Source organism: Streptomyces sp. NPDC029122, from assembly GCF_055569445.1.
Map to the genome: position 1 here is coordinate 23,166 of NZ_JBVHWK010000042.1, position 19,736 is coordinate 42,901.

General features: G+C 74.9%; 19 protein-coding genes. 10 read left to right on the forward strand and 9 right to left on the reverse strand.

Going from position 1 to position 19,736, the window contains the following annotated elements; translation table 11 throughout:
• Window positions 1-2: 2 nt before the first annotated feature.
• The 4 genes from ACZ4WZ_RS32160 to ACZ4WZ_RS32175 are packed head-to-tail and all read left to right on the forward strand — an operon-like array spanning window position 3 to window position 4,117.
• On the forward strand, window positions 3-1,043 hold the full coding sequence (locus ACZ4WZ_RS32160) for a 3-oxoacyl-ACP synthase III family protein (RefSeq protein WP_467896408.1): 1,041 nt from the start codon (window positions 3-5) through the stop codon (window positions 1,041-1,043).
• The gene (locus ACZ4WZ_RS32165) at window positions 1,040-3,016 is read left to right on the forward strand and encodes an HAD-IIIC family phosphatase (RefSeq protein ID WP_467896410.1); all 1,977 of its coding nucleotides are present in this window, start codon (window positions 1,040-1,042) and stop codon (window positions 3,014-3,016) included. The genes ACZ4WZ_RS32160 and ACZ4WZ_RS32165 overlap by 4 nt, the downstream gene beginning before the upstream one ends.
• Complete coding sequence (locus ACZ4WZ_RS32170; RefSeq protein ID WP_467896412.1) at window positions 2,991-3,272, forward strand: acyl carrier protein; 282 nt, start codon at window positions 2,991-2,993, stop codon at window positions 3,270-3,272. Before ACZ4WZ_RS32165 ends, ACZ4WZ_RS32170 begins: the two co-directional genes overlap by 26 nt.
• Entirely contained in the window at window positions 3,269-4,117 is an 849-nt protein-coding gene (locus tag ACZ4WZ_RS32175; protein WP_467896414.1) for a 4'-phosphopantetheinyl transferase family protein, read from the forward strand. Before ACZ4WZ_RS32170 ends, ACZ4WZ_RS32175 begins: the two co-directional genes overlap by 4 nt.
• Before the next feature lie 43 nt (window positions 4,118-4,160).
• Here the strand turns inward: ACZ4WZ_RS32175 and ACZ4WZ_RS32180 are convergent, their stop codons facing one another.
• Window positions 4,161-5,153: an AfsA-related hotdog domain-containing protein gene (locus tag ACZ4WZ_RS32180; protein WP_467896416.1), complete on the reverse strand. Its 993-nt coding sequence runs from the start codon at window positions 5,151-5,153 to the stop codon at window positions 4,161-4,163.
• 105 nt (window positions 5,154-5,258) lie between these two features.
• The gene (locus tag ACZ4WZ_RS32185) at window positions 5,259-6,206 is read right to left on the reverse strand and encodes a helix-turn-helix transcriptional regulator (RefSeq protein ID WP_467896419.1); all 948 of its coding nucleotides are present in this window, start codon (window positions 6,204-6,206) and stop codon (window positions 5,259-5,261) included.
• A 255-nt stretch (window positions 6,207-6,461) separates the two neighbouring features.
• Here ACZ4WZ_RS32185 and ACZ4WZ_RS32190 point away from each other — a divergent pair, with 255 nt between their 5' ends.
• Entirely contained in the window at window positions 6,462-6,668 is a 207-nt protein-coding gene (locus ACZ4WZ_RS32190; protein WP_467896421.1) for a hypothetical protein, read from the forward strand.
• A 195-nt stretch (window positions 6,669-6,863) separates the two neighbouring features.
• On the opposite strand, the gene ACZ4WZ_RS32195 is transcribed toward ACZ4WZ_RS32190, so the two are convergent.
• Window positions 6,864-9,134 (reverse strand): helix-turn-helix transcriptional regulator, encoded by a 2,271-nt coding sequence (locus ACZ4WZ_RS32195; RefSeq protein ID WP_467896423.1) that lies wholly within the window; start codon window positions 9,132-9,134, stop codon window positions 6,864-6,866.
• 250 nt (window positions 9,135-9,384) lie between these two features.
• Between ACZ4WZ_RS32195 and ACZ4WZ_RS32200 the strand changes: the two genes are divergently transcribed.
• Window positions 9,385-10,821, forward strand: coding sequence for an MFS transporter (locus tag ACZ4WZ_RS32200; protein ID WP_467896425.1), 1,437 nt, complete (start codon window positions 9,385-9,387; stop codon window positions 10,819-10,821).
• On the opposite strand, the gene ACZ4WZ_RS32205 is transcribed toward ACZ4WZ_RS32200, so the two are convergent.
• On the reverse strand, window positions 10,784-11,803 hold the full coding sequence (locus ACZ4WZ_RS32205; RefSeq protein WP_467896427.1) for an AIR synthase-related protein: 1,020 nt from the start codon (window positions 11,801-11,803) through the stop codon (window positions 10,784-10,786). The genes ACZ4WZ_RS32200 and ACZ4WZ_RS32205 overlap by 38 nt on opposite strands.
• Window positions 11,800-13,182 (reverse strand): crotonyl-CoA carboxylase/reductase, encoded by a 1,383-nt coding sequence (ccrA, locus tag ACZ4WZ_RS32210; protein ID WP_467896429.1) that lies wholly within the window; start codon window positions 13,180-13,182, stop codon window positions 11,800-11,802. The genes ACZ4WZ_RS32205 and ccrA overlap by 4 nt, the downstream gene beginning before the upstream one ends.
• Window positions 13,183-13,417: 235 nt before the next feature.
• Here ccrA and ACZ4WZ_RS32215 point away from each other — a divergent pair, with 235 nt between their 5' ends.
• From ACZ4WZ_RS32215 to ACZ4WZ_RS32225, 3 genes are all read left to right on the forward strand, one after another.
• Complete coding sequence (locus ACZ4WZ_RS32215) at window positions 13,418-14,995, forward strand: acyl-CoA carboxylase subunit beta (protein ID WP_467896431.1); 1,578 nt, start codon at window positions 13,418-13,420, stop codon at window positions 14,993-14,995.
• On the forward strand, window positions 14,992-15,198 hold the full coding sequence (locus tag ACZ4WZ_RS32220; protein WP_467896432.1) for an acyl-CoA carboxylase epsilon subunit: 207 nt from the start codon (window positions 14,992-14,994) through the stop codon (window positions 15,196-15,198). The genes ACZ4WZ_RS32215 and ACZ4WZ_RS32220 overlap by 4 nt, the downstream gene beginning before the upstream one ends.
• A 106-nt stretch (window positions 15,199-15,304) precedes the next feature.
• Window positions 15,305-15,529 carry a DUF5988 family protein gene (locus ACZ4WZ_RS32225; protein ID WP_467896434.1) on the forward strand — a complete coding sequence of 75 codons (225 nt, stop codon included), beginning with the start codon at window positions 15,305-15,307 and terminating at the stop codon, window positions 15,527-15,529.
• Window positions 15,530-15,585: 56 nt separating this feature from the next.
• Here the strand turns inward: ACZ4WZ_RS32225 and ACZ4WZ_RS32230 are convergent, their stop codons facing one another.
• From ACZ4WZ_RS32230 to ACZ4WZ_RS32245, 4 genes are all read right to left on the reverse strand, one after another.
• On the reverse strand, window positions 15,586-16,656 hold the full coding sequence (locus ACZ4WZ_RS32230) for a saccharopine dehydrogenase (protein WP_467896436.1): 1,071 nt from the start codon (window positions 16,654-16,656) through the stop codon (window positions 15,586-15,588).
• A 255-nt stretch (window positions 16,657-16,911) separates the two neighbouring features.
• Complete coding sequence (locus ACZ4WZ_RS32235; protein WP_467896438.1) at window positions 16,912-17,217, reverse strand: hypothetical protein; 306 nt, start codon at window positions 17,215-17,217, stop codon at window positions 16,912-16,914.
• Window positions 17,218-17,323: 106 nt separating this feature from the next.
• Window positions 17,324-17,665, reverse strand: coding sequence for a divalent-cation tolerance protein CutA (gene cutA / locus ACZ4WZ_RS32240; protein WP_467896440.1), 342 nt, complete (start codon window positions 17,663-17,665; stop codon window positions 17,324-17,326).
• A gap of 81 nt (window positions 17,666-17,746) precedes the next feature.
• Window positions 17,747-18,943 (reverse strand): erythromycin esterase family protein, encoded by a 1,197-nt coding sequence (locus tag ACZ4WZ_RS32245; RefSeq protein WP_467896441.1) that lies wholly within the window; start codon window positions 18,941-18,943, stop codon window positions 17,747-17,749.
• A 58-nt stretch (window positions 18,944-19,001) separates the two neighbouring features.
• Between ACZ4WZ_RS32245 and ACZ4WZ_RS32250 the strand changes: the two genes are divergently transcribed.
• A complete protein-coding gene (locus ACZ4WZ_RS32250) occupies window positions 19,002-19,715 on the forward strand; it encodes a MerR family transcriptional regulator (protein ID WP_467896443.1) in 714 nt (237 codons plus the stop codon).
• The last annotated feature ends 21 nt before the right edge of the window (window positions 19,716-19,736 follow it).

A 19,736-nucleotide genomic window follows, 5' to 3' on the forward strand; every position in this document is an offset into this window, starting at 1 on the left:
CTGTGACCGAGACCGCCCTGTACGTCGTGGGCACGGGCACCGCCCTGCCCGGTGACCCGGTGGACAACACCACGCTGGGCAAGGTGTTCGGGATCAGCGAGGAGTGGATCGACCTCTTCGTGGGGACCCGGAGCCGGCACTTCTGCTGGGACCTGGGCACCGGCATCCTGACCCACAGCCTCGCCGACCTGTGCGCGGAGGCCGCCGGGCGTGCCCTCGCCGGCTCCGGTCTCGCCCCCGCCGACCTCGACTTCCTGATCCTGGCCACCGCCACGCCCGACACCCTGCTGCCCACCACGGCGACCGTGGTGGCCGACCGGCTGGGCCTCAGCCACCTGCCCGCCTTCCAGCTCCAGGCGGGCTGTTCGGGTGCCGTACAGGCACTGGACGTGGCCCGCGCGCTGCTCGCGGGCGGCCACCGCGCGGGCCTCGTCGTCGGCGGGGACGTCACCGACCGGTTCCTCGACCCGGAGCGCGAGGCGGTCAGCCTGCCCACCGAGGAGCTCGTCAACTACGTGCTGTTCGGCGACGGGGCGGGAGCGGCCGTGGTGGCCGTGGAGCCCGTCGGCGAGGCCATCGCCGTGCGGAGCCTGCTGCACCGTTTCACCGGGCGCGGCCGCGCACCCGGCCAGATCGTCGACTGGCAGGGCGCGGCCCGCCCCGCCGCCGGCCGGCAGATGCTGTTCGAGGACTACAAGGCCATCGAGGAGAGCGTTCCCGCCATGGCCTCGGAGATCTTCTGGGAGCTGCTGGCCGACGCCGGCTGGGGCCGCGAGGAACTCGACTACGTCCTGCCCCCGCAGCTCTCGGGCCGGATGACGGCCCGCATCACCGAGCACATGGACGTGCCGGAGCTGCGCGAGGTGTCCTGCGTGGCCGACACCGGGAACACCGGCAACGCCCTGCCCCTGATCCAGCTCGACCGGCTCGCCGGGGAGCTGGGCGACGGCGAGCGGGCCCTGGCCGTGGTGGTCGAGTCCAGCAAGTGGATCAAGGGCGGTCTGGCGCTGGAGCGCGTCCCGGAAACCGAGGCCGCCGGATGACCGCCCGCGCCACCCCGACCCCCGCCGCCGGTCCCACCGCTCCCCCCGACCCGGTGCGGGAGCTGCGCGCCCTGCACCGCGCGGGCCGGCTCGCCGGGGAATGGCCGCGCGTCGCCCCGCTGCTGGCCGAGCTGACCGACCACGGGGACCGGGAGCCCGAGGCCGTCCGTACCGACCTGGTGCGCGCCGGCCGGGTCCTGGCGGTGCTTCCGGCGGCGGAGGTCCTCGCCCGCCACCCGGACACCCCCCTGGTCACGGTGGCCGTCACCGGACACTCCACCCTGGCCCAGCTCACCGACCCGCTGGTCGCCGAGCTGGCCCGGCACGGGCTGCTCTCCCGGGTGCTGTCCGGGGACCACGGCGCCTACCTGCGCGACCTGCTCGACGGCGGCGGCGACCTGCGCCGCCACCGGCCGGAGCTGACCCTGTGCGTACTCGACGCCGGCGCCGTCTTCGACGAGCTCCCGGAGCCCTGGACCTGGCAGGACGTGGAGGCCGGCTGCGCCCGGCTGCTGGAGCGGCTGCGCGCGGTCACCGCCGCCCACGCCGCGGACGCGGCGGGTCCGCTCGTCCTGAACACCCTGCCCCTGCCCCGGAGCCGCCTCCAGCAGCTCGTCGGGCAGCGGGAGCGGGCCCTGCTCGGAGCGGTGTGGCGGGAGTTCAACGCCCGGCTGCTGCGGCTGGCCGACGAGCACCCGGCGGTGGCCGTGGTCGACCTGGAGCCGCTGATCGCCGACGGCGGCCCGGCCTGCGACCCCCGCCTGGCCCTGTACACGCACGCCCCGTACACGGAGCAGCTGCTCGCCGCCTACGCCCGGGAGGCGGTGCACGTGCTGCGCGCCCACCGGGGCATGACCCGCAAGTGCCTGGTCCTGGACCTCGACGGCACCCTGTGGGCGGGGATCCTCGGCGACGACGGCCCCGAGGGGATCACGGCCGCCGCCGGCACCCTGGCCGGGGAGCCGCACGCGGCCCTGCAACGCACCGCGCGGCAGCTCGCCGCCCAAGGGGTCCTGCTCGCCGTCAGCAGCAAGAACGATGCCGCTCCGGTGCTCGGCGTGCTCCGCGACCACCCGGACATGGTGCTGCGCGAGCGGGACTTCGTACGCGTCCACGCCAACTGGGAGCCCAAGGACGGCAGTCTGCGGGACATCGCCGCCGCCCTGGGCATCGGCGCGGACGCGCTGGTGTTCGCCGACGACTCCCCCGCCGAGCGCGCCCTGGTGCGGGCCCGGCTCCCCGCCGCCGCCGTGGTGCCGCTGGGCACCGAACCGGCCCTGCACGTCACCCGGCTGCTGGCCGACGGCTGGTTCGACACCCCCCGGCTGACCGGCGACGACCTCGTCCGCACCGCCCGCTACCACGAGGCCGCCGCCCGCGCGGAGCTGGAGCACGGCAGCGGATCGTACGAGGAGTACCTGCGCGGTCTGGGCGTCCGCGTCCGGATCGCGCCGCCGATGCCGCACGAACGCGACCGGATCGCCCAGCTGTCGCTGCGCACCAACCAGTTCAACCTCACCGGCGAACGGCTCGGCGCGGACCGCGTCGCCGCGCTCGCCGCCGACCGCGCTGGCCTGCTGCTCGGGGTGCGCGTCGGCGACCGGTTCGGCGACAGCGGCCTGGCCGGCGCGGTCCTCGGCCGGTACGCGGACGACGGGCTGCACCTGGACGGCTTCTGGCTCAGCTGCCGGGTGTTCGCGCGCGGGGTCGAGCAGGCCGTGCTCGCGACGCTGCTGGCGCACGCGGCGGACCGCGGCCTGCCGGCCGTGCACGCCCGCCACCGGCCGACCGCCAAGAACACCAGGGCGGCCGGCTTCTACCCCTCCCTGGGCTTCGCCGAGACCGCCACGGACCCCGACGGCTCGCTGCACTACCGCCACGACCTGGCCGAACTGCCCTCCGTACCGGACCACCTGACCACCGATTCACACCTCGGAGGGGACGACGATGAGCCTGCCGGAACCACCCGCTGATCTGCCGGGCTTCCTCACCCTGATCAGTGACGAACTCGGACTGGAGCTGACCGAGGAGCAGGCCCGCGCCGACCTGGACGCCCTGCCGTCCTGGGACTCCGTGCACCTGCTCCGGCTGGTCATGCTGATCGAGCAGGAGACGGGCCGCCGGGTGCCCGTCTCCGCCGTGCTGCGGGCCCGCAGCATCGCGCAGATCCACACCGAGGTACTGGCCGCCTCCGGCACCCGGCCCGCGGCCCGGGGCGGTGCGCGGTGAACGCGGCCGCGTCCGTGTCGCCGGGCGAGCCGATCGCGGTGCGCGCCGACGGCACCGACTGGGGGGCGGTCCGCGCGGACCTGCGCGCCCACGGGACGGCCCTGGTGTACGGCACCCTCGCGGACTGGCGCCCCCGGGACGCCGACGGGCCCGCGCTGCGCGCGTTGCTGGGCCGTGACTGGGCCCGCTACAGCGGCATCGCGCACGAGGACATCCGGGAGCGGTACGCGGCGTCGCGCAGGCTGCTCAAGCACGCGGCCGCGGCGGCCCTGCACGCGGACGCGGCGGACCTCGAACTCACCTACGGGCCCACGGGGCGCCCGTACCTGCGCGGCTGCGACCAGATCGACATCAGCCTCAGCCACACCGGGGACCTGCTGCTGGTGGGCCTGACCACGCGCGGGCTCGTCGGCGTCGACGCGGAGCTCGCGGACCGGCAGATCTACAGCAAGGGACTCGACCGGCACATCTGCACCCCGGCCGAGCGCCTGCACCTCACCGGGCTGGACCCGGAGCGGCGCAATCCGCGGCTGGTGCGGCTGTGGACCCTGAAGGAGGCCTACAGCAAGGCCATCGGACAGGGCATGCAGTTCCGGTTCACCGAGTTCGGCTTCGGGCCCGACGACCGTCCGGCCCGCGTGCACCGGCCGGACGGCACCCCCGGCGCGGGCGCCGAGTGGGCCTTCCGCACGTACGGCCTCGACGTCGGCGGTGTCGCGTTCTGCGTCAGCGCGGCCGTGTACGACGCGGGGCTGGGCCGCACCCTGGACACCGAGATCACCACGATGCTCGACGCCGAGGCCGCCGAGGCCCTGGGGCGGGCGCTGCGGGCCGCCGCCGGGTGACCGCTGCCCCGGCTGACCGCTGCTCCGTCAGCGGACGGCCCCGTCAGTGGTCCTCCACGACCACGGTGGTCGCCTCCAGGACGGTCCGGCCCGCCTGGGTGAGGGTCAGGGTCAGGGGCGCCGTACGCCGGCCCGCGGCGTCCCGGCCCGGCCCGCCGGTCACCGCGGCGCAGCGCAGCGGCAGGTCGGCCTCGGCGTAGCCGCGGACGTGGACCTGGAGCGAGGCGAGGGCGCTGCGCCCGGGTTCGAAGCAGTGGCCGCGCCCCACGGTCAGCAGGGAGGTCTGGCGCAGGGCTTCCAGCAGCACCGGCGCGGGCACGTGCCCGTCCCGCGCGGCCTCCTCGCCGAGCCGGTGCGGGGGGACGGCCACCCCGACGGACAGCCTTCCGTCGCGGGGTCCGGTGGGGCCGTGCAGCAGGACGCCGGCCGGATCGCGGCGCCCCACCTCCCCGGCGTCGACCGGGGCTCCGACGGGGACCGGGGGTTCCTGTCCGGCCGGCGAGCGGAGCGCGGCCAGCCTGCTGTGCTCGCGGTGGTCGCGGTGCACCATCGGGGCGAGGAAGACCAGGTTCGCCGTGCCGGTGCCGCAGGGCACGTCGTCGATCTCGAGCGCGGTACGGAACTCCAGCGCGCGCGGCACCCCGTCGATGACCTTGTCCGGGCGGACGCTCATCGTGGTGGCCAGCCGCCCGGGGGCGGCCCCGGGCCGGGTGCGCCACGGTCCGATGTCGCTCACCTCGATGCCCACCCGGTAGAAGATGCCGGTGCGCTTCGCGGGTACGCGGAAGTGGGTGCGGCCGATGAACTCGCCGACCTCCCGGACCATGTCGGCCGCCGCCACCACGTCGTGGAAGTGCCCCGGACCGTCGTCGAACAGCGGGTGGGAATTCGTCAGGTCGCCCAGCAGGACGAACTCCTCCGCCACGGGCGGCGCGGCGGCACCGCCGTGCCGCTCCCAGGGCTGCGGACGGTGCACGAGGTGCCGTGCGGCTGCCCCGGCGGTGGTCCGTCCCGCGGCGATGGCTGCGGTGTCCATGGCTGGCCCTCCCTCGGGCCCCACCCGATGTTGAGGCCGCACGCACCAGGCTGCCGGGGGTCCGGCGGGAGGAACCAGCCGTGGAACCTGGCAGGTTGCTGCCCGTCAGCTAGTACCCGGCCCGGCGGCGTCCCCCGCTGCCGCGCCCGGGGGGGAGAAGTCGGTGCCGAGGAGCCCGTAGAACGCGACGTTGACACCCGTCTGGAACCTGCTGGTGGACTCCATCTCCTCCATGATCCGGGCTATGTGGCGGCGGCAGGTGCGCACCGACATGCCGAGCCGGCGGGCCACCATCTCGTCCTTGTGGCCCTGCGCCATCAGCCGGATGATCGACCGCTTCAGGTCGTCGGCGATGTCGGCGGCGTCCTCGTCCCCGGGGGCGAACGGCGTGGCCCCGGCCCACATGTGGTCGTAGACCTTGCCCAGGAAGGCGACGAGCGTGGGCTCGCGGACCACGATCGCGCCCGGGGAGCGGCCCTCCACCTGCTGCTCGGGCAGGAAGGCCACCTCGCGGTCGTAGATGAGTATCCGGTCGACCAGTTCGTCCGTGGTGCGCACCTCGGCGCCCTCGGCGGTGACCGCGCGCACGTAGTCGGTCGTCGCCAGGTCGCTGCGGACGGTGTGCTGGTACAGGTGTCGGACGTGCACGCCGCGGTGCAGCCGGGCGAGGGTCAGGGGCAGGGCCGTCTCCATGGCGCCGGGCCGACGGGAGCCGCCGGGCTGGGAGGTGAGCAGCTCGCTGCGGCAGCGCGTACCCCATTCGTCCAGCATCGACTGGAGCACTCCCACATCGCTGATGACGTCGAAGGCCTCCGCCTGATTGCGCGTGCGGCGGGTTTCGAAGTAGGCGGGCAGCAGGCCCTGCATCTGCGTCTTCACGCTGCTCACCGCCTGCTGCATCTCGCGGATCTCGGCCTCCGCGGGGCCCACCAGGTCCGCCGCCGCCGCGTCCGGGCTCACCGGGACCAGCTCGTCCGGGCGGCCGGGCATCGGGCGGAGCAGGCGGAGCGTGGTGAGCGCCTCCTCCACCCGCCCGGCCTCCAGCTGCGTCATGCGCAGGGCGGACGCGATCTCAGCACGGACGAAGCGTCCTGACAGGACGGCGTGCTGATAGGCGGACGCGCTCGCGTCGTCCAACTCGCCGAACTCGGACCCGTGTAGGGAACTCCCCGACATCCCGTTTGACACCCCCATGTGCTGACAGGACTTGCTGCCAGGCAACTTTACGCCTGCCTTTTTGCTTGGAGACGCCGTGTCCGCTGGTCAGGATGGTCCCGCAAACGAAAGTTGTCGACACGGGGGTCAGACATGAGCAGCGCTTCCATCCGAAATGCCGCCACCGCCATCGTTCTCGCGTTCGGCCTGTGGGGGATGGTCCCGGCCACCGCCGCGCAGGCGTCCGAGTCCGGAACCAGCACCACGGTGACCGCGCCGAAGTCCCTCGCCGAACTGCGCGTGAGCGAGTCGGTCGTCAACTGCCCGGAGGACGACCGCTGGGAGCTCGCCTGCCTGTGACCCGGCCTTTAGCAGGTCACAAGCGCGCGAGGGCATGATCCGGGGCACGGGCTCCCGGATCCCCCGCCGGTAGAGCCGGGCCGTTCACCCCGCCGGTTTCGGAAGAATGTTTCCGAAACCGGCGGGGCTTCGGCGTGAAATGGGCGGGAGGAATAGTCGAAACATACCGCCCGCGGCACTTGTGCGCGGCAGTAGTCAGCGGATATGCGCGCTCAACCCGACGACGTGCGCGACCTGCGTACGGGAATTCACCCCGAGCTTCTTGAAGATCCTGCTCATATATGTCTCCACAGTCTTCACACTGATGCCGAGCCGGGCCGCGATCTGTTGGTTCGTACGCCCTTCTCCCACCAGCCCCGTGACGATGCGCTCCCGCTCGCTGAGCAGGGACAGCCGGCTCGCGTCCGGGGCCCCTCCCGCGTGCGCCCCGGTGCGGCGCTCCGCCTCCCGCGCGGCGGCGGCGAGAGCGGGCACGGCGGTCTGTTCCGCGAGCGCGGCCGCCAGCCCGATGCGCGCCCGTGCCCCCGCCGTGTCGCCGGCGGCCAGCGCGGCGTCCGCCAGACCCAGGGCCAGCAGCCCCGCCAGATGCGCCTGCCCGTGCTCCAGTGCCGCCGCCAGGCCCCGCTCCATGTGCAGGCCGGCCCGCTCCGGCTCGCCCAGCCCGGTCTCGGCCGCCCCCAGCCAGCGCAGCGCCTCCAGGTGCGCGGCCCGCTCCGGCTCCCCGGTCCGCGCCAGCAGCGCGTGCGCCGCGTCCGCCGCCGCCCTGGCCGGCTCGCCGTCACCGGCCGCCGCACAGGCGGCGGCCAGCAGCGCGTACGCGTGCGCCCGCGCCCCGGGATCGTCCGCCGGGGCCGTCCGCAGGGCCTGCCCGGCCGCGGCGCGGGCTTCCTCCGGGTCGGCCCCCGCCCCCGGCTCCAGGGCCAGCGCCGCCCGTTCCGCATCGGCGGCGGCGCCTCCCGGGGGCAGGCCGCCGTCCCCGTCGAGCACGGACCGGGCCTGCGCGTGGCGGCCGCTCCAGCGCAGGGCGCGGGCCTGCCACACCGCCGTGTCGGTCCGGCCGCCGGGCAGCCGGTCCTCGTGCGAGCGGGGTCCGGTCTCCTCGTAGCCCCGTACCGCCTCCTCCAGGCGGCCCGACAGCACCAGTGCCTTGTTGAGCAGGAGCCGGACCTCCACCGGTACGGGGCCGGTCGCCATCACCCGGCGCAGGGCGGCGGCGGAGCGGGCGGGCCGGGTGTACAGGCCCCCGCGGGCGCTCAACGCCAGGGCGCGGACGTCCTCCAGGCCGATCGCGGCGGCGTGTTCGAGGTGCGCGGCCAGCGCCCGGCGGGCCCCGGCGTCGCCGTCCTCCGGGCCGGCCCCCGTACCGGCCTCGGCCCTCAGCGCCTCCAGGGCCCGCCCCAGTGCCGCACTGCGCCAGCCGGCCCCCGAGGCGTGGTGGACCAGCGCCCGTACCGCCGGGCGGACGAAGCAGAACCGCGTACCGGGCGTGCCCTCGGGCCGGACCAGCCCCTCGCCGTGCAGTTCGTCGAGTCCGGCCAGCGCCTGCTCCACCGGCACGCCCGCGGTGTGCGCGAGCGCGGCCGCGCTGAACGGGTCGCCGAGCAGGGCGGCGGCGCACGCGCAGCGCCAGCCGAGGGACGACAGCGTGTGCAGGTCGATCGAGTCGGGCGCGAGCACCGGCGGTATGCCCGTGGCCAGTTCGGCCGTCGCGTGGAAGGACGGGCCGGCCGCGGCGCCCCGGGCCAGGGCGTGCAGCAGTCCCGGCACCCCCGCCGCGTCGCGCAGCACCAGCTCGGCGGCGAGCGGCGGCGTCCCGGCCGGCAGCAGGGCGCGGGCGTCGGCCTGGGGGAGCGGGCCCAGGGCCAGGTGGCGGACCCCGGGCGCGTCGTGTGGCACGGCCGACAGGTGGCGGCCGCCCGGCACGGCCCGGTGCGCGAAGACGGTCAGCACGGGGCCCTGCGGGGGGTGCCGGACGAGGTGGTCGAGCAGGTCGAGGACCTCGGGGCCGGACCGGTGCACGTCGTCCAGGACGAACAGCGTCCCGCGCTCCCCCAGCAGCCCGAGCAGGACGCGCAGGGCACGGACCGCCGCACCGGGGTCGGGCGGTTCCCCGGCTCCCGGCAGGGTCGCGAGGGCCGGGAGGACGGGCGCGAGGGCGCGCGTGCGCGCCTCGCCGAGCCGCTCGAACAGCGTGCCGTCGGCACGGGCCAGATGGTCGTCCAGGGCGTCGGCCACCACCTCGAAGGGCCGGGTCCGGCCCACCCTGGGCACCCGTCCGGACGCCACCGTCCACCCCTCCTTGTGCGCGGTGGCGGCCAGTTGCCGCAGCAGCCGGCTCTTGCCGCTCCACGGCTCGCCGGTCAGCCGGACGAACCGGGGGCCGTCACCGGCCAGCCTCAGCTCGCGGCAGAGGACCGCGAGGTCCCGAGCCCGGGCCGCCGCCGACGGATGCTGCTGGTCAAGCACGGAATCCCCTTCGTGTGCGCGTTCCCCCCTCCGGCAGCCTCGCCGACCGGCGTCCCCGCGCACAGCCCCGACGGACCGTCACTACCTGCATGTCAGTTACTGCGGAGGGCTACCGCCGCACCGGACGCCGGGTGTCGGGGTGTTCCCTGACGGGCCGTCCGGGGCGGCCGCCCGGGGACCGCCGCGACCTGCGGGAAGGGGGAGAAGCACCGACTGGTGGGGGCCGGCCCGGCACGGCGACGATCGGGGCATGTCCCCCCGTACGCGTCTCGGTTACGCCTCCGGCTCCCTGGTCACCGGAGCCTTCAACACCCTGCCCGGTCTGCTCCTGCTGCCCTACCTCACCGACACCCTCGGCGTCGGCGCCGCCGTGGCGGGGGCCGTCGTCCTCGTGCCCAAGGTCTGGGACGTGCTGCTCACCCCGCACGCGGGGCGGATCGGCGACCGGACGCACGGCCGGTGGGGCCCGCGGCGGGGCCACGTCCTGGGCGGGGGCCTCGGTGTGGCCGCCGGCTTCGCCCTGATGTTCGCGGGGACCGCGCGGGGGCCGGCGGGGGCGCTGTGGACCGCCGCGGGCTTCCTGCTCACCGCGACGGCGTTCGCGTTCTTCCAGGTGGCGTACGCCGCCCTGCCCGCCGAGATCGCCACGACCGCGCGGGACCGGGTGCGGCTGGTGGGGGGCCGGGTGGCCGGCCTCGCCGTCGCCGCCCTGGTCGCCGGATCGGCCGCGCCCGCCGTCGTCGAGGCGGGCGGCGGGGGCCTGTCCGGACACCGCTGGGCCGGGCTGTTCGGCGCCTGCGTGGTCGCCGCCGGGACGCTCGGCGTGTTCTTCGGGACCTCCCGGACCACCCTGTCCGGCGCGGCCCGGGACCTGCCGCGGGGCCTGCCGCAGGACGCGGGGGAGCCGCGCGGCGCCGGGCCCCGCGCGTGGTTCGCCGTGCTGCGCGGCAACGCGCGGTTCGCCGTACTGCTGCGCGGGGCGACCGTCCTCGTCGTCGGCACCGGGGTGCTGCTCGCGGGCTGCCCCTACTACGCCGAACACGTCCTGGAGCGGCCGGGGATGACCGGGGTGCTGGTCGCCGCGTTCGTCCTGCCGAACCTGTTCACCACGGCCCTGTGGTCCCGCGTGGGCGCCCGGTACGGTCACCGGCGGGTGCTCGGTCTCTCCTGCGCCCTGTTCGCCGGGGGCACCCTGCTGCTGTCGGCCGCGCCCGTGCTGCCGCTGTTCTGGGCCCCGGTGGCGCTCCTCGTCGCCGGTACCGGGCACGCGGGGCAGCTGCTGTTCCTGTACGCGATGCTCGCCGAGTGCGCGGCCGGGGACGCCGTCCGCACCGGGCGCAGCCGAGCCGGTGCGATGTCGGGTCTGTTCAGCGCCGGGGAGGCGCTGGGCATGGCCGTCGGGCCGTTCCTGACGGGGCTGGTGCTGCAGTCGTCCGGCTACGTCTCCTCCGGCACCGGGCACGCCACCGGCCAGGGCTCCGGCGCCACGTGGGGCGTCCTGGCGGGGATGGCGCTGCTCCCGGCGCTGGCCACGGCGGCCGGACTGGTACTGCTGCGCGGCTTCCGGCCCGCGGCTCCGAAGGCCCCCGCCGGTCCGGTGCAGGCGGCGACCGCCGCCGCGGCTCCTGCTCCGGCGGCCCCGGCGGGGCTCACGCCAGCCGGGGGGAGGCCGCCGGTTCGGGTGTGACGGGCACCGCGGCGCCCTGGTCGCGCACCATCTCGACCGGGGCGGCGCCGTCCTCGGCGACCGTGCCGATGTCGGCCGCGAAACGCCCGTACGGGTGGGTGCGCAGCGCGGCCAGGACACCGGCCGCGGCGTCCGGCGCGACGAGCAGGCACAAGCAGCTCTCGCTGGAGGCGTGCAGCGGGTCGACGGCCATGGCGTCCAGGGCCATCCGGGCCTCGTACTGCACGGGCAGCGCGTTCTCCTCGACGCGCAGGGTGTGGCCCAGTTCGCGGGCGTACGCGTGCAGCACGGCGGCGAGGCCGCCGCGCGCCACGGTCCGTACGGCCCGGATCCCGTCGCCGGACCCGGCCGCGCGGGCCCGCTCCAGCAGTCCGGCCAGCGGCGCGCAGCCGCTGGGGACCAGGCTCTCGAACCCGAGTCCCCGGCGCACCGACAGGAGGTGGGCGCCGTGTCCGCCGAGCGGGGCGCTCAGCAGGACGCGGTCCCCGGGCCGGACGTCGCGGGTGCGCAGCGGGGCGCCGTGGAAGGCGCCGATCCCGGTGGTTTGCAGGTAGACCTGGTCCGCCTCGCCGGCCCGGACGACCCGGACGTCCACGTCGGCGATCACCACGCCGGCCTCGAGGGCCACGTCGCGCACGGAGCGGGCCAGCCGGTGCAGTCGCTCCAGCGGCAGGCCCGCCTCGACGACCGCCGACAGCGTCAGGGCGAGGGGCCGGGCGCCGACGGCGGCGAGTTCGTTGACGGCGGCGCACACGGCGACCCGCCCGATGTCGCCGCTGCCGTAGAACGGCGGGTCGACGACGTGGGCGCCGCTCACCACGGCGGGCGGGTGCTGGCCGAGGGGCGGGCAGGTGCCGCGCACCTCCGCGAGGGCGTCCTCCAGCAGGGCGCGCAGCTCACCGCCCGGGGGGAGCTCGTCGTCGTGGACGAGAGCCACCTGGCCGCCGGGGACGGCGGTCCCGGCGGCTCTCGTACCCGTCATCCTGTTTCCGGCAGGGTTCGGCCGTCGCGGAAGCGGTTGATGGAGTCGAGGTGCCGTGCGCGCAGTTCGTGGTCGCGGACGCCGAGGCCCTCCTCGGGGGCGAGCGCGAGGACGCCGACCTTGCCCTGGTGGAGGTTGCGGTGGACGTCGTAGGAGGCCTGGCCGGTCTCCTCCAGCGGGTAGACCTTCGAGAGGGTGGGGTGGATCTTGCCCTTGGTGATGAGCCGGTTGGCCTCCCACGCCTCGCGGTAGTTGGCGAAGTGCGAGCCGATGATGCGCTTGAGGGACATCCACAGGTAGCGGTTGTCGTACTCGTGCATGAAGCCGGAGGTGGAGGCGCAGGTGACGATGGTGCCGCCCTTGCGGGTGACGTAGACCGAGGCGCCGAAGGTCTCGCGGCCCGGGTGCTCGAAGACGATGTCCACGTCCTCGCCGCCGGTCAGCTCGCGGATCCGCTTGCCGAAGCGCTTCCACTCGCGCGGGTCCTGGGTCCGCTCGTCCTTCCAGAACCGGTAGCCCTCGGCGTTGCGGTCGATGACCGCGGTGGCGCCCATCGTGCGGCAGATCTCCGCCTTCTCCGGGGAGGAGACGACACAGATCGGGTTGGCGCCGCCGGCCAGGGCCAGCTGGGTGGCGTACGAGCCGAGGCCGCCGCTGGCGCCCCAGATCAGGACGTTGTCGCCCTGCTTCATCCCGGCGCCGTTGCGGGAGACCAGCTGGCGGTACGCGGTCGAGTTGACCAGGCCCGGGGAGGCGGCCTCCTCCCAGGTCAGGTGGCGCGCCTTGGGCATCAGCTGGTTCGACTTGACCAGGGCGATCTCGGCGAGGCCGCCGAAGTTGGTCTCGAAGCCCCAGATCCGCTGCTCCGGGTCGAGCATCGTGTCGTTGTGCCCGTCGGCCGATTCCAGCTCCACCGACAAGCAGTGCGCGACGACCTCGTCGCCGGGGTGCCAGCGGTTGACGCCGGGGCCGGTGCGCAGCACGACGCCCGCCAGGTCGGAGCCGAGGATGTGGTACGGGAGGTCGTGCCGCGCGGCGAGCGGCGACATCCTGCCGTAGCGCTCCAGGAAGCCGAAGGTCGGCAGCGGTTCGAAGATCGAGCTCCAGACGGTGTTGTAGTTGACCGAGGAGGCCATGACGGCCACCAGGGCCTCGCCGGGCCCGAGCTCGGGCAGCGGTACCCGCTCGACGTGCAGGGACTTGCGGGAGTCGCGGTCGCGGGTCGCGATGCCCGCGAACATGTCCGTCTCCGACTTGTGCACGGTCACCGCGCGGTACGACTCGGGCAGCGGCAGGGCCGCGAAGTCGGCGGCGGTGACAGCGGGAGAACCGCTGCCAGATGCGGTCGACGCGGCGATCGCGTCGAGGATTTCCTTCACAGAGGCCTCCGGCGGTTCGGACGTGACGTTCCACTGATACGCATCCCGGCCCCCGAAGTCCCGGGCGCGGCGCGTGCAGTGGGGTCCGCACGGGCGAGGTAGGGGTGCCCCGGGTTCCGGGTGCGGTGGGCGCCGGTGTCCGGGCGGCCCCGTGCAAGCCCGGCTTTAGCCCTCCGCCGGACGCTCGTCGCCGCGCACCGGCCGGACCGGCGCGTCTGCGTCGAAAGGGGCCCTCATGAGCACCCAGGAGGAGATCCGGTACTCGTCACTGCGGGAGCGCACGGCGGAGCTCGCCGTCCTGCGGGAGCAGGTGGTACGGGGTCCGAGCGAGAAGGCGACCGAGGCCCAGCACTCCAAGGGCAAGCTGACCGCCCGCGAAAGACTCGAACTCCTCTTCGACGAGGGGACGTTCACCGAGATCGAAGGGCTGCGACGGCACCGTGCCACCGGCTTCGGCCTGGAGTACAGGAAGCCGCACACCGACGGCGTCATCACGGGGTGGGGACTGGTCCACGGCCGGACCGCCTTCGCGTACGCCCACGACTTCCGGATCTTCGGCGGCGCGCTGGGCGAGGCCCACGCACAGAAGATCCACAAGCTGATGGACCTCGCCGAGACCACCGGGGCACCCCTGGTGGGCCTGTGCGACGGGGCCGGCGCCCGCATCCAGGAGGGCGTCACCGCGCTCGCCGGCTACGGGGGCATCTTCACCCGCAACGTGCGCAGCTCCGGGGTGATCCCGCAGATCTCCGTGGTCATGGGCCCGTGCGCCGGCGGGGCCGCGTACTCTCCCGCGCTGACCGACTTCGTCTTCATGGTCCGCGGGACCTCGCAGATGTTCATCACGGGACCCGACGTGGTCCAGGCGGTCACCGGCGAGGCCGTCACCAGCGAGACCCTCGGCGGGGCCGACAGCCACGCGGGGACCTCCGGCGTCGCGCACTTCGCGTACGACGACGAGGAGAGCGCTCTGGAGGACGTGCGCTACCTCCTGTCGCTGCTGCCCGCCAACAACCGCGAGCTGCCGCCCGCCGGCGACACCGACGACCCGCCCGGCCGGCGCTGCGAGCGCCTGGCCGACCTGGTGCCGTCGCGCCCCAACCAGTCGTACGACATCCGCGAGCTGATCGAGGAGGTCGTCGACCACGGGGAGCACTTCGAGATCCACGGCCGGTGGGCGCAGAACGTCGTCTGCACCCTCGCCCGGCTCGGCGGGCGGACCGTCGGCATCGTCGCCAACCAGCCCTCCTGCATGGCGGGCGTCCTCGACATCCAGGCGAGCGAGAAGGCGGCGCGCTTCGTGCAGTTCTGCGACGCCTTCAGCATCCCGCTGGTGACGCTGGTCGACGTACCGGGATTCCTGCCGGGCGTGGACCAGGAGCACGGCGGGGTGATCCGGCACGGGGCCAAGCTGCTGTACGCGTACTGCAACGCCACCGTGCCGCGGATCTCGCTGATCCTGCGCAAGGCCTACGGCGGCGCGTACATCGTCATGGACTCCCGCTCCATCGGCGCGGACATCGCGCTGGCCTGGCCGTCCAACGAGATCGCCGTGATGGGCGCGGAGGGCGCGGCGAACGTCATCTTCCGCCGCGAGATCGCCGCGTCCGACGATCCCGACACGGTGCGCCAGATGAAGATCAAGGAATACCGGACCGAGCTGATGCACCCCTACTACGCCGCGGAACGAGGCCTTGTGGACGACGTCATCGACCCCGCCGAGACCAGGTCCCGGCTCATCGACGCGCTGGAGATGCTGCGCGGCAAGCACGCGCCGCGCCCCAGCCGCAAGCACGGGAACCTCCCCCTGTGAACCCCGCCGGGGACCGGCTCCAGCAGGCGGCCTTCCACGTGGTCGGCGGGTCCCCCACGCTGGAGGAGGTCGCGGCCATCGCCATGCTGCTCACCGCCCGGATGATGGGCGCCGAGATCGCCCCGCCCGACCCGCGGCCGCTCCGCGCCCCTTGGCCGGCGGAGGACGAGGACTTCCGCGCCCCGGGCTCGTGGGCATCGTAGGGCGGGCGGTTCCTCCGGTTTAGACCAGCTTTAGCGGTATCCCCCATTGTGTGCGGGCAGGCAGTGAGGCTGCTGCCTCCGCACCCGGCCGAAGGAGACGACGACCATGACAGCGCAGAGCCCGAACGTCATACTCAGCGGCGGTCCCGCGACCAGTGTCGAAGCGCTGGACCGCATCCGCTACGTGGAGGACACGAGCGCGAAGGTGAAGGTCCTCAACGGGAACCGGTACGAGCACTTCGAGCCCACCGGGGGCACCGTGGTGGACCCTGAACTCGAACTCGAGCTCCTGGTGTACGCCTACAGCGGCCACACCTACATCGCCGAGTAGCCGGAAACCGTACGGAGGGGGCGGCGCCGCAGCCGCCCCCTCCGGCGCGCCGCTGGTCAGTGGTCACGGGGTGCCTCCTGGGCTTGGACGGCCGCCTCGAAGGTGTGCAGGGCGCGGGCCCAGACGCCGTCCCACTCGGCCAGCCGCAGCAGGTGCGGGGCGAGTTCGGCGGAGAAGGCGGTGGCGGCCTCGACGGGGAGGAGGGAGGGGAGGTTGTCGATGGCGATGAGGTCGAGGCGGCGTTCGCCCTCGCGGAGGGTGCGTACGGGCTCGGTCCAGGTGGTGGTCTCGTCGTAGACCGGCAGGACGTTGCAGTCGGAGGTGACGTCGCAGGTGACGTCGCTGACCAGGGAGAGCCGGCGACCGGGGTCGTCGAGGTCGGCCTTGGTCAGGAAGGGCGGTACGGGGGCGGTGGTCAGGACGGTGTTGACCAGCAGGTCGTGGCCGAGGAGGGCGGGCCGGTCGATGTTCCGGGTCTCGGCGAGGTCCCAGCGGGTGGGCTCCAGCCCGGCCTGGACGAGGGCGTCGCAGGCGCCGCGGCCGCAGCGGCCGAGCGCCCCGATGACGAGGGCGGTGGCGGTGCCGGGGGCGGACGCGCCGGCGGCGAGGAGGGCGTCCAGGGTGGGGCGGTCCGTGGGGCGCAGCGGGGCGGTGAGGGCGCCGCGCTGGTGCAGGACGGCGAGGGCGGCGCCGACGTAGCCCGCCCAGTAGCCGAACGCGGCGACGCGGCGGCCGGCTTCGTCGGTGAGGTACTCCATGTCGAGCAGGGCGCCGCCGCCCTCGGTGAAGCGGGCGAGCAGCTCGCGGGCGCCTGCCTGGCCCTTGTAGGCGTGGCCGAAGTAGATGTGCCGGTGGCGCAGGGCGGGGGCGCCGGGCCCGGCGGGGAGTTCCTTGAGGCCGAGGACGTACGCGTCGTCGGGGGCCTGTTCGTGCCAGGAGCCGGTGGGGGCGGTGGCGCAGCCGGCGGCGGTGTAGCCGGTGAGGGGGAAGGCGCGCTGGTCCGACTCCTCGACGGTGATCCGGATGCCGGCCGCGGTGAGGCGGGCGGCGTCCTGGGGGGTGAGGGGTGCCCGGCGTTCGGTGGGGCGGGCCTCGTGCCGCATCCAGAGGTGAAGGGTGTCCGACATCGTACGGTTCGTCCTGTCTGAAGGTATAGGGGCGGCCGACCCGGCCTGATCGCGTTCGCGGGGCTGCGTCGGCTTCCGTCGGGGACGGCCCTAGGAGCGGGATCCGTGCGTTCGCCGGCGGGCGGTAGGCGGGGGTCGCGGTGGTACCCAAGCCTGCCGCGCTCGGTTCGGTGACGACCGCGGTGGCGAGGGCCGTGGCGGGCTCCGCCCCCGGGCAGCGGTGGGCCGCCGCGCCGAAGGTGAAGACGGCCGGATTCACCCTGCCGGGGGTCGGCGCGTGCGGGTCCGGATTGACGGCGGGGGCCTCGGCCGGTGCGGAGGCGGCGGGTGACGCGTACGGAAGGCCCACGGTGCCGGATCGCTCTCCGGACCGGCGGACGGGACGGGGGCGGCGGCCGGCAGGGCGTTGGCCTCGTCGTACGGGAGGGAGTCCGCGACGAAGCCGAAGGTGCCCGTCCCGGTGATCTCGCGGGCGGCGCGGGTGAGGGCGCCGAGCGCGGCGCGGGAGAGCGCGGAGCCGGTGCCGATCCGGCGTACGCCGAGGGCGCCGAGGTCGGCCACGGACAGCTTGAGGGGCGGCGGTCGTCAGGCTTTGACGGGCCGTTCGACGGCGGCGCAGACGGCGCGGACCGCGTCGGCGTCCGGCAGGGCGCCGCAACGAAGCCACCTACGTCCCTTGACCGCTCTCTTGACCGCTCTCTTCGGCGACCCAGGCCAGGTAGGCGGCCGATCCGCCGGCGACGGGCAGGACGATCCACTCGGGCACCTCGTAGGGATGGGTCCGCGCGACCCACTCGGCGAGGGCCGGCAGACGGTCCCGGGTGGTCTTGTAGGAGACCCGCCACTCGGTGGCCGTCTCGACGCTCCCCCTCCACCTGTATACGGCGGTGAGGGGAGCGTCGACGTGCGCACAGGCCGCGAGCCGCTCCTCCACCGCGCCCCGGGCGAGCACCCGTGCCCGCTCCTCGTCGTCGACGGTGGTCTGCGCGATCACGATGTCGGTCGCCACGGCTCTCCCTCTCTCCCGGTCCCGCCGACCCTAAGGGTCCCGGCCGCGCCGGTGCAGCGGGCGCCGCGACAGGCCGCGGAGCTACGGAAGGTCCTTGACGAAGACCAGCCCGTCGCTGCCGGCCAGGCGGGCGGGGTCGAAGGGGAAGTAGCCGAACCAGGCGGAGGCGCGCGGCGCGGGGGGCGGCGCGTCGCCGAGCACGGCGGCCAGCCGCCGGGCGTCGACGAGGCAGCGGTCCTCCGGGAGCGCGTACAGGAGCCCTTCGAGGGTGTCCGGCTCCGGCGCCTCCACGCCCCGGTGCCGGATCGTGCCGAGGGCCGTCGCCACGAAGGCGTACTCCTCGCCGAGACGGGCGTCCACCAGCGCACCGGCGCTCCACCACTCCAGCGGCGCCCCGCCCATCCGCATCGAGCTCTTCTCGCGCTGGAGATGGGTGTTGTGGGCGTGGACGAACACCGGTCCACGCTCGGCGAGGGCCAGCAGGTTGCGGGCCATCATCTGGTCCCGGACCCCTACCAGACGGGCCAGACGGGCGGGCGAGTCGTCGGCCATCCAGTGGTGGTAGCGCAGCAGTCCCGTGGCCGTCCGCGCGTACAGGCGCGCCCGGTCCCAGCCCTCGCGCCCGGCGGCCGCGATCAGGTGCGGGGCCTGCTCCTCCACCAGCGCCGCCAAGTCGTCCGCGATCAGCCGCAGCCGACCGGCGTCGGCCGACCTCCCGACGGACCGGGCCGGGTCCCTCATCGCGGCGGGTTCGGTCCACCGGCCGTCGGCGCCCAGCAGCCGGTCGAGGGTCGCCCCCGTGCAGGGCAGCAGGTCCGCGTCCACCCGGGCGGCGAGGCGGCCGTGGAGCGCGACGAGGGCCTGACGGGGGCTCGCGGCGCCGGTGATCTCCAGCGGGCCGTCGAAACCGGCGAAGCGCACCCGCTCCCCGGCCGGCCGTCCCTCGTTGTGGGCGCGCATCCAGCGCACCAGCTCGCGGTTGGCCGCCGAGGTGCCCCAGTCGTGGCTGATGCCGTGGTCCACGACCTCGCCGAGGACGCCCTCGCCGGTGGTGACGTGGTCGTCCACGACGAGGCCCCTCAGGCAGTCGCTCTCGATCGCGATGGTCCGGTAGCCCTCCTCGACGAGCTGCCGGAAGAGCTCGTTGCGCAGGTGGAGCAGGGTGTCCTCGCCGTGGGTGGGCTCGCCCAGGGCGAGCAGCCGGGGCCGCTCCGGCAGCAGTCGCAGAACTGCGGCAGCGTCGACGGCATGGACGGTTTCCTTGATGCGGGTCGCCATGGCTTCAACGCTATCGTTGAACCTTCGGTTGAAACTTTGGCCGCTATTCTCGCCTCCCATGGGCCAGAACCTTAAAACCCCCCGGCAGCTGAGGCCGGTCGACCTGGCACGCGGGCACGGTCTCTCCACCCAGGCGGTCAGGAACTACGAGGAGGCCGGCATCCTCCCGGCCGCCGCCCGGTCGCCCCACGGCTACCGCGCCTACACCCCGCTGCACGCGGACGCCCTGCGCGCGTTCCTCGCCCTGGTGCCCGGTCACGGCCACCCGACAGCGGCGGCGATCATGCGGGCCGTGAACCAGGGGGCGGCCGAGGACGCCTTCCGCCTCGTCGACGAGAGCCACGCGCAGCTGCTCGAGGACCGCCGGACCCTCCGCGCCGTGGAGAGCGCCCTGCGCGACCTGGAGCCGGTCCCGCTCCCCGAGCCCGGCGGCACCTTCATCGGCCCGCTGGCGGCGAAGCTCGGGATCCGGCCCGCCACCCTGCGCAAGTGGGAGGGCGCCGGGCTGGTACGCCCGCACCGCGATCCCCGGACGGGGTACCGCGTCTACGACGGGGCCGCCGTACGGGACGCCCGGCTGACCCGCCAACTCCGCCGGGGCGGCTACCCGCTGGAGCGGATCGCCCCGCTGATCGGCCGGGTCCGCGCGGCCGGCGGCCTGGAGCCCCTGGAGGCCGCCCTGCACGACTGGCACGGCCGCCTGTCCGCCCGGGGCCGGGCCCTGCTGGCCGGTGCCGCCGCGCTGGACGCCTACCTCCGCGCCCGCGGATGACCGGGCGCGGCGCACGGCCCC